The 14,729-nt window shown below is 58.4% G+C and carries 11 protein-coding genes; 7 read left to right on the top strand and 4 right to left on the bottom strand.

Features of this window, described 5'->3' with window-relative positions; all coding sequences use genetic code 11:
- Positions 1-71 precede the first annotated feature (71 nt).
- The 3 genes from mmsB to chvE all read right to left on the bottom strand — a co-directional run bounded on the left by mmsB (position 72) and on the right by chvE (position 3,995).
- Positions 72-1,277 carry a multiple monosaccharide ABC transporter permease gene (mmsB, locus tag ABJT94_RS15165; protein WP_348477733.1) on the bottom strand — a complete coding sequence of 402 codons (1,206 nt, stop codon included), beginning with the start codon at positions 1,275-1,277 and terminating at the stop codon, positions 72-74.
- Between the two features lie 2 nt (positions 1,278-1,279).
- On the bottom strand, positions 1,280-2,809 hold the full coding sequence (gene mmsA, locus ABJT94_RS15160) for a multiple monosaccharide ABC transporter ATP-binding protein (protein WP_348477734.1): 1,530 nt from the start codon (positions 2,807-2,809) through the stop codon (positions 1,280-1,282).
- Between the two features lie 127 nt (positions 2,810-2,936).
- Complete coding sequence (gene chvE, locus ABJT94_RS15155; protein WP_348477735.1) at positions 2,937-3,995, bottom strand: multiple monosaccharide ABC transporter substrate-binding protein; 1,059 nt, start codon at positions 3,993-3,995, stop codon at positions 2,937-2,939.
- A 285-nt stretch (positions 3,996-4,280) separates the two neighbouring features.
- Between chvE and thiL the strand changes: the two genes are divergently transcribed.
- Both thiL and ABJT94_RS15145 read left to right on the top strand, forming a co-directional pair.
- A complete protein-coding gene (gene thiL / locus ABJT94_RS15150) occupies positions 4,281-5,225 on the top strand; it encodes a thiamine-phosphate kinase (protein ID WP_348477736.1) in 945 nt (314 codons plus the stop codon).
- Positions 5,226-5,254: 29 nt separating this feature from the next.
- On the top strand, positions 5,255-5,734 hold the full coding sequence (locus tag ABJT94_RS15145) for a phosphatidylglycerophosphatase A (protein WP_348477737.1): 480 nt from the start codon (positions 5,255-5,257) through the stop codon (positions 5,732-5,734).
- Between the two features lie 204 nt (positions 5,735-5,938).
- On the opposite strand, the gene ptsP is transcribed toward ABJT94_RS15145, so the two are convergent.
- Positions 5,939-8,197, bottom strand: coding sequence for a phosphoenolpyruvate--protein phosphotransferase (gene ptsP / locus ABJT94_RS15140; protein ID WP_348477738.1), 2,259 nt, complete (start codon positions 8,195-8,197; stop codon positions 5,939-5,941).
- 400 nt (positions 8,198-8,597) lie between these two features.
- Here ptsP and ABJT94_RS15135 point away from each other — a divergent pair, with 400 nt between their 5' ends.
- From ABJT94_RS15135 to ABJT94_RS15115, 5 genes are all read left to right on the top strand, one after another.
- Positions 8,598-11,051, top strand: coding sequence for an MMPL family transporter (locus ABJT94_RS15135; protein ID WP_348477739.1), 2,454 nt, complete (start codon positions 8,598-8,600; stop codon positions 11,049-11,051).
- Positions 11,051-11,872: an outer membrane lipoprotein-sorting protein gene (locus tag ABJT94_RS15130; protein WP_348477740.1), complete on the top strand. Its 822-nt coding sequence runs from the start codon at positions 11,051-11,053 to the stop codon at positions 11,870-11,872. The genes ABJT94_RS15135 and ABJT94_RS15130 overlap by 1 nt, the downstream gene beginning before the upstream one ends.
- Entirely contained in the window at positions 11,869-13,233 is a 1,365-nt protein-coding gene (locus ABJT94_RS15125) for a hypothetical protein (protein ID WP_348477741.1), read from the top strand. Before ABJT94_RS15130 ends, ABJT94_RS15125 begins: the two co-directional genes overlap by 4 nt.
- Before the next feature lie 301 nt (positions 13,234-13,534).
- Positions 13,535-14,152 (top strand): TetR/AcrR family transcriptional regulator, encoded by a 618-nt coding sequence (locus ABJT94_RS15120; protein ID WP_348477742.1) that lies wholly within the window; start codon positions 13,535-13,537, stop codon positions 14,150-14,152.
- 81 nt (positions 14,153-14,233) lie between these two features.
- Positions 14,234-14,635, top strand: coding sequence for an OsmC family protein (locus ABJT94_RS15115; protein WP_348477743.1), 402 nt, complete (start codon positions 14,234-14,236; stop codon positions 14,633-14,635).
- Positions 14,636-14,729: the final 94 nt, after the last annotated feature.

The following is a 14,729-nucleotide window of genomic DNA, read 5'->3' as shown; positions in this document are numbered from 1 at the left end:
TTAATATAATAGTCCAATTAACGGGGTTCACTGTCAACCCGTGTCACTCGCGAATAGCCCTGAAGGGCCGGCTAACCGGCCTTGTTCTTGTTGTAAACATCGAAAATAACCGCCGCGAGCAGAACCAGACCTTTAATCACCTGCTGCCAATCGATACCGACACCCATGATCGACATGCCGTTGTTCATCACACCCATGATCAGCGCGCCGATGACCGCGCCAATAATCTTGCCCGAGCCACCGCGCATCGAAGCGCCACCGATAAACACCGCTGCAATTACGTCGAGCTCGAACGCCAGGCCGGCCTTGGGCGTGGCCATGTTTAGCCGGGCGGCGAACACCATACCGGCCAGCGCCGCGAGCATGCCCATATTGGCGAAGGTCAGAAAGGTGAGACGTTGGGTGTTAATGCCTGAGAGCATGGCCGCTTTCTCGTTGCCACCGATGGCGTAGATGCGGCGCCCGAAAGTCGTGCGCTGGGTCACAAAGGTATAAACGGAAATCAGCAGCGCCATCAGAATCAGGACATTGGGCGCCCCTTTATAGGTAGACAGCAGATAAGTGATGTACAGAATGGCAAGCGTGATTAGGGCGTTGCGTGCCACGAAGAACAGCGCCGGTTCGAGTGTTGAACCGTAGCTTGCCTGTTTCTGGCGAGTGCGAAGGTTGAAGTAGACCAGCAAGGTCGCTGTCGCAGTACCCAGCAGCATTGACGTCACGTGAAAATCACTGGACGGAAACAGGTCGGGCAGAAAGCCGGTGCTCAGCTTCTGGAACTGATCCGGGAAGGGGCCAACCGATTGGCCGTTCAGCAGCCACAACGTCAGCCCCTTGAACACCAGCATGCCGGCGAGGGTGACAATAAACGCAGGAATGCGATAGTAGGCGACCCAGTAGCCTTGGGCGGCGCCGATTATTGTGCCGACCAGCAGGCAGGCAACAAAGGTGACCGGGTAACTGATGTCGTAGTTGACCATCATCACCGCCGCCAGGGCGCCAATAAAGCCGAGCACCGAACCCACCGAAAGGTCGATGTGGCCACAGACAATCACCATCAGCATGCCCAGCGCCATGATGATGATGTAGCTGTTCTGCAGAAAGAGGTTGGTCAGGTTGATCGGCTTCATCAGAATGCCGTCGGTCAGAAATTGAAACAGCGCCATAATGACGACCAGGGCAATGAGTATGCCGTATTCGCGCAGATGGGTTTTGAAAAATCCGCCCATGGAAGCAGAGCCATGTTGGGGCTTATCGACGGACGTTGCTTGTGTCGACATTGTTATTGTCTCCCGGATTGAATGATCATGGTCATGATCGCTTCTTGCGAAGCGTCTGCCTTCGGCATTTCGCCCACCAGTTCGCCTTCGTTCATCACGTATATCCGGTCGCTGATACCCAGCAGTTCCGGCATTTCCGATGAGATGACGATGATGGCTTTTTGCTGCGCGGCCAGTTCGTTGATGATGTTGTAGATTTCGTATTTGGCCCCGACATCAATGCCCCGTGTCGGTTCATCGAGAATCAGCACATCGGGGTCGGTGAACAACCACTTCGACAGCACCACTTTTTGCTGGTTGCCGCCGGAAAGGTTGACGGTTTTCTGATTCACATCGGGGCTTTTGATGTTGATCTTTCGGCGGTAGTCTTCCGCGACGGCCTGTTCATGGTTGTCGTCCATAATGAAGCCCTTGCTGACGCCGCCCAGGTTGGCCATTGAGATGTTGCGCGAAATGGTGTCGTCCAGCACCAGGCCATAGGTTTTGCGGTCTTCCGTTGCGTATGCCAGGCCGCAGTTAACCGCCTTTTGCACGGTGCCAAGGTCGACTTCTTTCCCGCGCAGGCAGGCTTGTCCGGATATTTTCTGGCCATAGGTTCGGCCGAAAATGCTCATGGCCAGCTCGGTGCGGCCAGAGCCCATCAACCCGGCAATGCCGACAATTTCTCCGGCCCGAACATCAAGACTGACGTTCCTGATCATCTGCCGGTCGGCATGTTGCGGGTGGTAAACGTTCCAGTTGCGAAGGGTGAAGATCACCTCGCCGATGTCGGGTGTTCGCGGTGGAAAACGGTCCGATAAATCGCGGCCGACCATATCGGCGACGATGCGGTTTTCACTGATCGGCTCTTGCGAGCAATCGAGTCGGCTGACGGCAGCGCCATCGCGAATTACCGTGACGGTATCGGCTACCTTTCGAATCTCGTTGAGCTTGTGGGAAATCAGAATGGAGGTGATGCCGTTGCGTTTGAATTCGAGCAATAAGTCGAGCAAAGCGTCACTTTCTTTTTCATTCAGGCTGGCGGTGGGTTCATCCAGTATCAGCAGTTTCACGTCTTTCGACAGCGCCTTGGCGATCTCCACCAATTGCTGCTTGCCCACCCCGATGTTGCCAACCAAAGTGCCCGGTGATTCGGTGAGGCCCACTTTGGCCAGCAGGCCTTCGGTTTGGGAAAAAGTCTTGGGCCAGTCGATAACACCGTTGGTCGTTTGTTCGTTACCGAGATAGATGTTTTCGGCAATTGACAGCAGCGGCACCAGTGCCAGCTCCTGGTGAATAATAATAATACCGAGCGACTCGCTGTCGGAAATGGTTTTAAACTCGCGCTTTTCGCCCTGAAACAGAATGTCGCCGTCGTAAGTACCGTGCGGATAAACACCGCTTACGACTTTCATTAGCGTCGATTTACCGGCGCCGTTCTCGCCAACCAAGGCGTGAATCTCGCCATCCCTGACCTGAATGCTGACGTCGTCCAACGCCTTCACACCCGGAAAGGTCTTGGTGATGTGGCGCATTTCGAGGATGGTATCCACAGAGTGCCCTCGTCCTAACTGCGTTAATCGAAAACAGACGCGACCCGCAGTGACCCGGCACAAAGGGCCAGATCACTGCAGCAAGGCTCACGCCCTGCAAGGTGCGTCGATGGTCGAGAAAGCCCGCTTAGCGGATGTCGTCCATGTCGTAATAGCCGCTGTCGATCAGAACGCTTTCCCAGTTGGAAGCGTCCACACTGACGGGTTTCAGCAGGTAGGAAGGCACCACTTTAATGCCATTGTCGTAGGTTGAGGTGTCGTTGATTTCCGGGTCGCTGCCCTCGAACAGGGAATCCACCATGCCAACAGTCACGCGGGCGAGTTCGCGGGTGTCTTTGAACACCGTCATGGTTTGCTCACCGGCAAGAATCGATTTAACGGAAGGGACTTCGGCATCCTGTCCGGAAATAACCGGCATGGGCAAATCATCAGAACCGTAACCCACACCTTTCAGCGAAGAGATAATGCCGATGCTCAGACCATCGTACGGAGACAGCACCGCGTCGACTTCTTCATCGGAGTAGTAAGCACTCAGCAGATTATCCATACGAGCCTGGGCGACGGAGCCATCCCAACGCAGGGTAGAGACGGTGTCCATACCGGTCTGGCCGCTTTGCACGATGAGCTGGCCGTTATCGATGTAGGGTTGCAGAACCGACATGGCGCCGTTGTAAAAGAAATAAGCGTTGTTGTCGTCGGGTGAGCCACCGAACAGTTCAATGTTGAAGGGGCCATCGCCGTTTTCCAGACCCAGCGCCTGTTCGATGTATCCCGCCTGCAGCACACCGACCTGGAAGTTATCGAAGGTGGCATAATAGTCGACGTGTTCAGAGCCTCGAATCAGTCGGTCGTAGGCGACCACTTCAATGCCCATGCTGGCGGCCTGGTCGAGCGCAGACGACAACGTGGTGCCATCAATAGAGGCAATCACCAGGACGTCCACACCTTTCACAATCATGTTTTCGATTTGCGAGAGCTGGGTTGGAATGTCGTCTTCGGCGTACTGCAGCTCAGTGTCGTAACCGGCTTCTTCAAACTGGGCCACCATGCTTTCGCCATCGGAAATCCAGCGAGCCGAAGACTTGGTGGGCATGGATATGCCGACCGTTTCAGCGAAGGCGATGCCCGAGAAGGCAATGGAACAGGACATGACAGCGGCCGCGAGCGCGGTGGTAGGGTTTTTCATTGTTGTCTCCCTAGGCAATGCGGATTAAACCGGTCGTGTACCGGTCTGTTCCTCAGCGCCTGGTTTATTGTTGTTTGAGTAAGCTAATCGGATTGGTCAAGGCCGTCTGTTTGCTGAAACCGCTCTCAGACAAGCTGCTGACCAATCACCAGCTAGCTTGAAATGTAATATAATATAATAAGATGATAAGCGCAAACCACCGAAGCGCTGGAATTCGCCCTGAACCGTTAGAAGCTTGCCCCGCCGCATCTTGCCTTTCCCGGGTCGCGACGCCACACTCCCGCCATGAACGAATTCGAGCTCATAGAGCATTATTTTCGCGGCTGGTGCGGCGCTCATCCGGACCTGATACTGGGGCAGGGCGACGATTGCCTGATCTGGCACCCGCGCCGGGCGACGGTGATGTCGATCGATACCGCCGTCGCCGGCCGGCACTTTCCCGAAGCGGCTACCGGCGCCCAGGCTGCCCAGCGAGCCTTTCTGCCCGCGCTCAGCGACCTGGCCGCCATGGGCGCTGAACCGGCGTTCTTCACGCTTGCACTCACCCTGCCCAGCCCGATTGACCACAACTGGCTTGAAGCGTTCGCCAGTCGTTTGCGTGAACTCAGCGAGTTTTATGGCCTGGTTCTGGCCGGTGGCGATACCACTTCGGGCCCGGCCCGGGTGATCAGCTTGCAAATGCACGGCCTGGTCGATGCACCGCTGCTGCGCAATGGCGTGCAACCGAACGATGACCTCTGGGTCTCGGGCTTCCCCGGGCGTGCGGCTGCCGCCCTGCCGGCGGTGCTCAACCCGGCCCGGGCTTCAGCGCCGGCAGACTGGCTCGCGGCCTACTGGTCGCCCGAGCCGCGCCTTGAACTGGGGCAACGGTTGGTCGGCCTGGCCAGTGCGGCCATCGATGTCTCGGATGGCCTGGCCGCCGACTGCGGGCATCTGGCCAAAGCCAGCGGCCTGACCCTGCTGATCGATTCCGACACACTGCCGCAAGCCCCCAGCTTCAGGGGTTATCCCGAAGAGGAGGTGTTGTCGTGGATACTGACCGGGGGTGACGACTACGAACTGGCTTTTACCGCGGCTCCTAGTCAGCGCGAAGCCATAGCTGCTCTGGCTGCAACGCTCAATGTGCCGCTAACCCGAATCGGCCAGGCACAGACAGGCGACGGCCAGGCGCTGATTCGGCATAATGGCAAGACTCACGCCCTGAGTGAGACAGGCTTTCAACACTTCTGACCCGACCGCTTTTCAACAGGATGTAACGGATGATAGAACCGAGTGCCCGCCGCTGGCATAACCACTGGACGCATTTCCTCGCCTTCGGCCTCGGCAGTGGCGCCGCGCCAAAAGCGCCCGGTACCTTTGGCACCCTGGCAGCTGTTCCCTTGTTCCTGCTGCTTTCCCTGTTGCCGCTCTGGCTCTACCTGGTCGTGGTGGTGGCGTCGTTTGTTCTGGGCTGTTACCTCTGCGATCGGGTATCCCGAGACATGGGCGTGCATGACCATGGCGGCATTGTCTGGGATGAATTCGTCGGCTTCTGGATCACCATGATCGCCGTGCCGGTCAGCCTATGGACGGTCGTGCTGGGCTTCATCCTGTTTCGCATATTCGACATCATCAAACCCTGGCCCATCGGCTGGCTAGACCGGCGCGTTGAAGGCGGGCTGGGCATCATGATAGACGACGTCATTGCGGGTATTTTTGCAGGCGTGATATTGCATTTGGTGGTTTGGGTGGTGGTTTAATGACGAGGGACATGAAGGGACGCGGAACATTGAGTGACGCAAGACATCGAAAGACGTAACACATAGAAAGACGCAAGACATGGGAAGACGCGAAACATTAAGAGACGTTTTTAGTGGTTAGCGTCTTTTCGTGTGTCGCGTCTCTTGGTGTCTTTCGTACCTGCATGTTTTGCGTCAGTTAATGTCCCGCGTCCCTTCAAACTCTTACTGAATGAGGGCACCCAAGCCAAGCTCGCGGATATGGTCGTTGATCATGTCGCGCAGGTCTTGTTCGGTGCGGCAGTTTTGGGCGCGGTCAAGCAGGCTGACGCAGTCGCTGATGTGCAGATAGCGGATCAGCCATTTGATGCGGGGCAGGTGGAAGGCCGAGAGGCTCAGGGTGCGAACACCCATGCCCAGCAGCAGTACCACCGCGACCGGGTCGGTTGCCATTTCCCCGCAGATGCTCACTGGCAGATTCAGCCGCTTGCACTCGCGTACCAGGCCACGCAAGGCGCTGATCACCGCCGGGTGCAGGTGGCTGTAAAGCGACGCCACCTTTGGGTTGTTGCGATCGACCGCCAGCAGATACTGGGTGAGGTCGTTGGAGCCGATCGAGACGAAATCGATGGTGTCGCGCAGGCGCGGCAACAACCAGAGTACCGCAGGCACCTCGACCATAATGCCGACCGGCGGTTTACTGACCGGGTAGCCTTCTTCCTTCAATTGGGCAACGGCCTCATCGACGATGGCGTGGAAGCGCTCCAGCTCGTCTTCACGACTGAGCATCGGGATCATCAGTTGCAGGTTGTCGTTATCGACATTTGCGATCAGCATGGCGCGAATCTGGTCGAGCAGAATGTTGCGGTAATCGAGCGTGAAGCGCACACCGCGCCAGCCGAGAAACGGGTTCTGCTCCTTGATCGGGAAATAGGGCAAGGCCTTGTCGCCGCCGATGTCGAGGGTTCGCATCACCACCGGTTTGGGCGAATAGGCACTGAGCACGCCGCGATAAATGCGCACCTGTTCTTCCTCGGTCGGGAAGGTATTGTGCGCCATAAACGGAATTTCCGAGCGGTATAAACCAATGCCCTCGGCGCCCCGTTCCAGTCCCGGCGTAATGTCGGCAAGCAGACCGGTGTTGGTGTACAACCGTACGCGTTGCCCGTCTTTGCTTTCCGCCGGCAGACTTTTCAAATGCGACAGATCCGCCTGCAGGGCTTTTTCCTGGCGCGCCATGCGTTGAAATTCATTCAGCAACGCCACCGGCGGATGGCCGATCACCAGGCCACGGTAGCCATCGATGATGATTTCGGTTTTATCGAGGCTGCTCAGGTCTTCATCGCCAATACCCACCACAGCGGGAATGCCCAGCGCATTGGCCAGCACGGCGGTGTGCGACAGCGCCGACCCTTCCAGGCTGACAATGCCCACCAGCTTGTCGTGATCGATACGAGTAAAGTGCGAGATGTTGATCTCGCGGCCCACCAGAATCACCGGGTTATCCGGCTGCATGCGCTCGTTGAGCTCTTCGTGCAAATGCCGGTAAACCCGAACGCCCAGCACCCGCAAATCTTCCGCCCGGGCTTTCAGGTAGGGGTCGTCCATGGCTTCGAAAACGGCAATCTGGCTGAGCATGGCCCGTTTCAGTGCCGTGCTGGCACTGACGCCCAGCTGAAGTTCATCGGCAATGGCCTGTTTCAGTTCCGGGCTTTGCAGCAACAATTTATAGACGTCGAGCAGCGAGTTCAGGGTGTCGTTGCTGTTACTGCCAAGCTGATCCAGGCCGGTGTCGAGCTCATCCCGGGTGTCGGCCATGGCTTCGGCAATGCGCTGCTGTTCGTATTCAACGCTGGTGCCATCGCGCTCGGGAATGTCGTCGAGGCGCACATCGTCTTTCACCAGCCAGGCGGTCGCAATTTGAATGCCGGGAGCGCCTTTAATGCCCTGAAAACGCAGTACCGGAACGTGATCGTCCGTCACCAGCGGGCGAGTGGCTTTCTTCAGGTTGCCGGCAAGGCTCCCTGCCATGTGCGCGGCCATGGTGATCAGAAAGGCTTCTTCTTCCTCGGTAAAACGCCGGGTCTCCTGCACCTGCACCACCAGCACGCCGAGCGTCTGGCCCAGGTGAATGATGGGTACACCCAGAAAGCCCTGAAAATCCTCCTCACCGGTCTGCTCGAAATAGCGAAAGCGCGGGTGGTGTTCGGCGTTATCGAGGTTCAGCGGGTGCTGGCGCTGGGCAATGGTGCCCACCAGGCCCTGGCCAGGCGCCATGCGCGTGGTGCCGATGGACTCTTCCGACAAACCCAGCGTAGCCGTCAACACCAGTTCGCCCTGCTCATCCATCACGTAGAGGCTGCACACGTCCACCTTCAGGGCCGTGCGAATGCGCTCCACGATCAAACGCATCAGCGATGCGCTGTCCGGCGCCTGGGCGGCGGAGATCAGGATGCGTTTGGCGGTAATCAGCGGGTTGAGCATGGGTGTCCAGTGGCCAGGTGTTCAATCGGAAAGTGAGTCATGGCGCTATTGTCGCTGGTTTTTGGGTTGAGCACCACTGGTCCTTGGTGGCACCCGGGTGTGGGCGACTGATCATTTCATGCACTTTGATGAACACTATCAGTCGCGTCACAACAGGCTCCGGCGCTAAGGTTTAATCACCTGATTAATGCACGGGTTTCAGAGTTTGCTTTGGCATATGGTATTGGTCCGCGCCGGATGCCTGGGGTGCCTCTGTGGGGTCGGCGTAGATCCATCCATGGAGCCTAGACCGCAGCATCCATGCTGCGGACTACCCCACAGAGGCACCCCAGGCACCCGCCGCTGGTCTTCCGTGCAAACACTGTTACTTGAGTCTTACCCTTTACCAAGGAGAACCACAATGCAATCAACCCGCCTGGCCAACTGGCTGGAACGCTACACCGATTGGGTGATGCGTCACCCCTGGCCGGTGCTGGCCAGCCTGTTGCTGTTTATGGTGGCGCTTGCCAGCCAGTTGCCGCATTTGCAAATCGATACCGACCTTGAGCACTTTATCGATGAAAGCAAACCCGCACGCCAGGCGTATAACGCCGTTAAGGAAACCTATGGCCGCAACGACGTAATCGTGGTCGGTATTGAAGCGGCCGATGTGCTCAGCGATGAGAGCCTGACCCGACTGGCCGACCTTCATCGGCGCATTGAACAACAAGTGCCCTGGGTGCGGCGGGTCGACAGCTTGTTGAACGCTCCCTATCAGGAAGGTACGGCCGATAGCCTGAATGTTGATGACCTGGTGCCAGAACCAGTGGGCACATTGAGCCGGGCCACCATTGAAGACCGCATTGCCGCGACGCCCGCGCTGGAAGGGCTGGTGGTCAACGCCGACCGCACCTTCACCACCCTGGTGATTGAACCCTATACCTACGACTTCGACCCCCAGGCGGTAACCGACGACGCGACCGCGTTCGACGATGCCTTTGGTGACGCCTTTGCGACGAGCTCGACTGCAGAAGCACCCGCACCCGCGGGGGAAGGCGACACCTTTTTGCCCATCGAGAAAATGTTTGAGCTGATTACCGCGCTCGAAGCAGAAATGGCCGTCACCGAAGGGCTGGATGCCGTGTTGGCCGGTATGCCGGTGATCAACCAGCAACTCGAAGCCACTATGAAGAGTGAAATGCAGACCTTCATCGGCCTCACCATCGCGCTGATCATCACGGTGTTGATTGTGTTTTTCCGGCGCGTTTCTGCCGTGGTAATTCCGCTTTCAGCGGTGCTGCTGGCCATTCTGGCCACCTTCGCCAGCCTGTCGCTGGCGGGCCAGACGGTGCAGATGCCGCTGATTCTGGTGCCGTCTTTTCTGCTCGCCATTACCGTGGGCGATGCCATTCATGTGCTGACGCACTTTTTCCGGGCCTACAGCACCGGCCAAGACCGCTACGACGCTATGCGCCTGGCGATTCGCCGCACGGCCCTGCCTATGTTGCTGACCTCGCTGACCACGGCGGCCGGGCTCGCGACACTGGCCAGTGGTGACCTGATTCCCATTGCCAACCTCGGCCTGTTTGCGGCGCTGGGGGTGATGCTGGCCTTCGCTCTGACGGTGTTGCTGATGCCGGCGTTGATGTCGCTCTGGCCACTGTCGGCACCCCGAACAGTGCAGGCTTCTGAATCAGAGCAGGCCTTTGGGCACGGCCCGGTGCGAGCTGTTTTGCGCTGGTTCGTAGGCCTGAGCTTGCGCCGTGGTGCCTGGCTGGCTGGTGTGTGGCTGTTGGCGGTGACGATTGCGCTAACGCTGGCGGTGCAGTTGCGGTTCTCGTTCGACCCCCTGAACTGGATGCCGGCATCGCTACCGATCCGCGCCGCGACCGACACCATCGATGCGAAGTTGAGCGGCACCATTAATATGGATGTCATCATCGACACCGGCGAAGAAAACGGCCTTAAAAATCCGCAAATGCTGCAGCGGCTGGATGAGGTGCTGGCGCAACTGCAGGCTGGCCGACCCGGCGGCGTCAGCATCGGGCACGTGAATTCACTGCTCGACATCATTAAAGGCACCCACCAGGCCCTGAACAGTGGAGATGCGGACTTTTACGCCATTCCCGATTCGGCCAGTTTACTCGCCGAAGAACTGGTACTGTTCGAAAACAGCGGCGCTGATGAACTGAGCCGCCTGGTCAGCCCCGATTACCGCGAAATGAAGATCACGCTGATCATGCCCTGGGCCGACATTCTGCAATACCAGGGCTTTATTGACGTGACCGAACAAACCCTCAGCCAGGCACTGACGCCCTGGGCTGAAGTGCGGGTAGCGGGCTTGCTGCCGCTGCTCAGCGATACGCTCGATGAAGTGATCACCACCACCGCCTGGAGCTATGGCCTGGCCGCCATTGCCATCACGCTGATGATGATGGCGCTGCTGCGTTCAGTGGGTTTGGGTGCGGTGGCCATGTTACCCAACCTGGCACCCATTCTGGTGGTGATGGGCCTGATGAAGGTGCTCGGCATTCCGTTGGACCTGTTCACCATGCTGGTCGCGACCGTCGCCATTGGCATTACCGTCGATAACACCGTGCACTTTGCCCACCACTTCCGCACCGCCTTTGCTGAAACCGGCGATACAGAACAGGCCGTCGACATCGCCTTTGACAATGCCGGCCCCGCCTTGCTGACCACGGCCGTGGTATTAACTGTTGGCTTTTACGTGTTTTTGTTCAGCGATGTATCGAGCATTTTCCATTTTGGGTTACTCAGCGGAACCGCCTTTCTGCTGGCTGCACTGTCGAATTTCACGCTGACACCGGTGCTGCTGCGCTGGTATGCCCCACGCCTGAAACAGGAGACTAACTGATGAGACGCTTCACCCAAGCACACCCGAGCCTGACCACTGGCATCGCGATACTTATTGCCATGCTGGTGCTGGCCTGCAACACCGCCCAGGCTGAAACCGGCCGCGAGATCATGGAGCAGGTTAACGCCCAACCGTCGCCCGAACTGATGGCCGCTGATATGGCGATGACACTCATCGACCGCAACGGCAACCAGCGCGTGCGCCGCTTGCGGTCACTGAGCCGAACCTTTGACGACAGCGAACGCAGTCTGCTGTTTTTTCTGGAACCGTCCGATGTGCGCGGCACCGGTTTTCTGGTGCACGATTACGACGACCCGCAACGCAGCGACGACCAGTGGCTCTTCCTGCCCAGCATGAATAAATCGAAACGCATTGCCGGCAGCGACCAGAGCAGCAGTTTCATGGGGTCCGATTTATCCTATGCCGATATGTCATCGCGCAATCTCGATGAGTGGACCTACGAACTGCTGGGTGAAGAGCGGGTAGGGGATGAGCCCGTCTGGCGAGTGCGTGCAATCGCCGCCAACCAGAGCGTGGTCGACCGCACCGGCTATACCGAATCGGTCGTGTATGTTCAGCAAAGCAATCATCAGGTCATCCGCGCCATTCACACGCTTGAGCAAGCCAATGAGCGCAAACTGATGAACCTGCCCGAGTGGGAGCAGCGAGATGGCTTCTGGTTACCGCTGGTGATGCAGGTGGTCAGCCAGGAAGGCGGCCAAACGGTGCATCGCACACAACTGACGTTCAGCAACATCAACCTGAACCCCGAGGTTTCTGCGTCTGAATTCAGCGTTCAGCGTCTGGAGCAGGGCTTATGAAACCCCGTTTATGGCTGCTGCCACTGGCCGCCCTGTGCGCCAGCGTTGCAGCAGAAGATGACCCCTTCGGCGACGCTTTCGACAGCGGCTTCAGCGAGGTAGAAACGGCCGTTCAGGCCTCAAACAACGAGCTGTATATTGCCAACCGCTTGATTCACCGGGGTCAGTGGGCCACGGCGCACAGCGCGCCGGAACCGGGCTCGACCGATCATCGCGGTCTGGCCAGCCTGGTAACGGCCTGGAACCCCCGGCTGGAATGGCGGCCTTCAGAGCGGTTAAACATTCTGGTGGATGCCGAACTGAGCCAGGATTGGGTGTTTGAGCTGAAGTCAGACGCAGACTGGAAAACCCCCTACCGCGACCAACGCGAGACCCAATTTGAACTCAATGAAGCCCGGCTCGCCTACACAACGCCAGGCTGGGTGCTCACCAGCGGCCGGCAGGTGCTGACCTGGGGCTTCAACGATGTGCTGTCGATACTGGAGCCGGTGAACCCGCCGCAGCTCTCGCAACCCGGCTTGTACGACGCCGACGAAGCCCGGCTTTCGCGCTGGCTGACCGAGGCCCGCTATTACCTGGGCGACTGGACCCTCCAGGGGGTTATCGCCCACGAAAACCGCACGGCAGAGCTGCCGGTGTATGGCAGCGACTATTATCCGGCAGCGGCCGAAACCGACGACCAAACCCCAGACCAGGGCTGGGAAGACCCGGGCGCCCACTCCGGCGGTGTTCGCCTGAGCGGCTTGTGGCGCAATGCGGATATAGCCGCGTTTCTCTGGCGCGGTTACAACCCCTCGGGCCATCTGGAATTCAGGCCCGGCGGCATCGAGCGACACTATGAACGCCTAACCACCCTCGGCGCCGGGCTAAGCCTGCCCGTAGGGCCAGCCATTCTGAAAGCCGAACTGGCCGCCGAAGATGGCCTGGCCTGGGCACCGGTTAGCGGCAACCCGCCGCAAACGGAAAACCCGGTGCGCACAACCGAGCGGCTAGGCTGGGCACTGGGCAGCGACCTGACACTGCCCGCGAACAGCCGACTGGTGCTGGAACTCAGCACAAGGTATCTTCCGGATTATCAGCCGGGCATGGTGGCCACCCTGGGCGAAGAATTCAGTCACCGCTGGGCCGTTGGCCTGGAACACAGCACCGCCCGCGAACGGCTAACGCTGACCGCGGCCATTCTGGGCTTTGGCCTTGCCGACAACAACGGACAAGCCATTCGACTCGGTGCCGACTGGACCATCAACGACCAGTGGCGCTCCGAACTGGGCTGGGTAAGCTATCGCAGCGACGACGCACCCGCCCTGCAAGCCGCCGAAGACAACGACCGACTGTTCTGGCAAGTTGAGTGGTTGTTTTAATTCAAAGTGTAGTGTTTGCTACTAACTAAACTAAGTATCAGGTGCCGGGTGTGTCTATCCGGGGAAGTCCGCAGCATGGACTAAAACGCCAGGAGCGTTTTAGCACGAGCGCAGCGAGCCCAGAGGGTGAATCCCAAGGAAGGGATTCATATCCTGCGGTCTAGGCGCCATGAACGGGTTCACGCCGGCCCCGGAGAGACATACCCGGTGGCTGATACGAACTCCGGGCAAAATAATATGACTAGCCCCCGTATTTCGAAGTGCAAGCCGTGACCAGTCAGTTGCCAAAAAGGGAAGCGTTATGCAAGAACCACAACCCATTCCGGAATCAGACACCGCTCACCACCGGTTACTGGAAGCCGGCAGGCACCTGTTTTTGCATCAGGATTATCAGCGCGTATCGATTCGCCGCATCGCCGACCGCGCAGGCGTGAATTCAGCGATGATCGCCTACTATTTTGGCGATAAAAGCGGGCTGTACCGCGCGGTGTTGCTCAGTTATCTGAACCCGGTTAAAACCTATGTGCTGGAAAACATAAAACGGTTTCCCGAGATGTCGTTTGGGGATCTGTTTCGATACTTCTACCGCTATGCGCCCCGCGAGCTGATTCATATGGTGGTAAAAAGTGCCCTCTACGCGCCAGACTCACAACGCCAGTGGCTGATCGACACCATATTGCGCCCCCTCATTCAGCAGGTAGAGCAACAGCTCGACCACTCCCTGCCCAAAGGCCGAATACACCGGCCCGAGCAGGCCAGACTGGTGCTGCAAAGCCTGCTGATCGCCCCGCTGTTGTTGCAGCCGGTGCTCGAATCGGTCAGCCGCAAACCGATGGACGACGCCTATTTCGATGAACTGGGCGACTTCATCGGCACTCTGCTCGACCGGGCGTTCCAACTAACCGACCAGGATGAATGATCGATCAGTGCAGCGCCCCTTCACTACCACCAACCTGGAAACCGCCTTACACTGAGGAAAACACAACCGGAGTTTACTGCCATGCCAGACATTACCGTTTCCCTCACTCGATCCGGCGACACCGCCAGCGTGGCTCAGATTCGCGAGCACCAGATTATAATGGACCGCCCCACCGAAAAAGGCGGTGAAAACGCCGGCCCCATGGGCGGCGAAGCCCTGCTCGCAGCCCTCGGCGGGTGTTTTATGTCTAACCTGGTAGCCGCTGCCCAGGCGCGGGACGTTGAGCTTGGCGACATCGACGTCAGCATCACCGGCACCCTGGCCGGCACGCCCCCGGTCTATGAGCGCATCGCGATGACGGTAACCGGTGCTGCCAGCGTTGAAAGCCTGCCCAAGCTGGTGACCATGGCCGAGCGCGGCTGCATTGTGGCGAATACCCTGAAAGCAGGGCTGACCCTAACGGTAGAGACCCACCAAAGCTAAACCTTCGAACGGGTTTCTGGCGCGAAATGACTCGCCTGGCGTCAGACGCCCGTTCTAACAGCCCCTAAGCGACACCAAAGCACACCATATTTGA

The sequence above is a fragment of the Saccharospirillum sp. genome (assembly GCF_039982735.1).
In the GTDB taxonomy this organism is placed as follows: Bacteria; Pseudomonadota; Gammaproteobacteria; order Pseudomonadales; family Natronospirillaceae; genus Saccharospirillum.
This window is presented reverse-complemented; position numbering and strand designations above follow the sequence as displayed.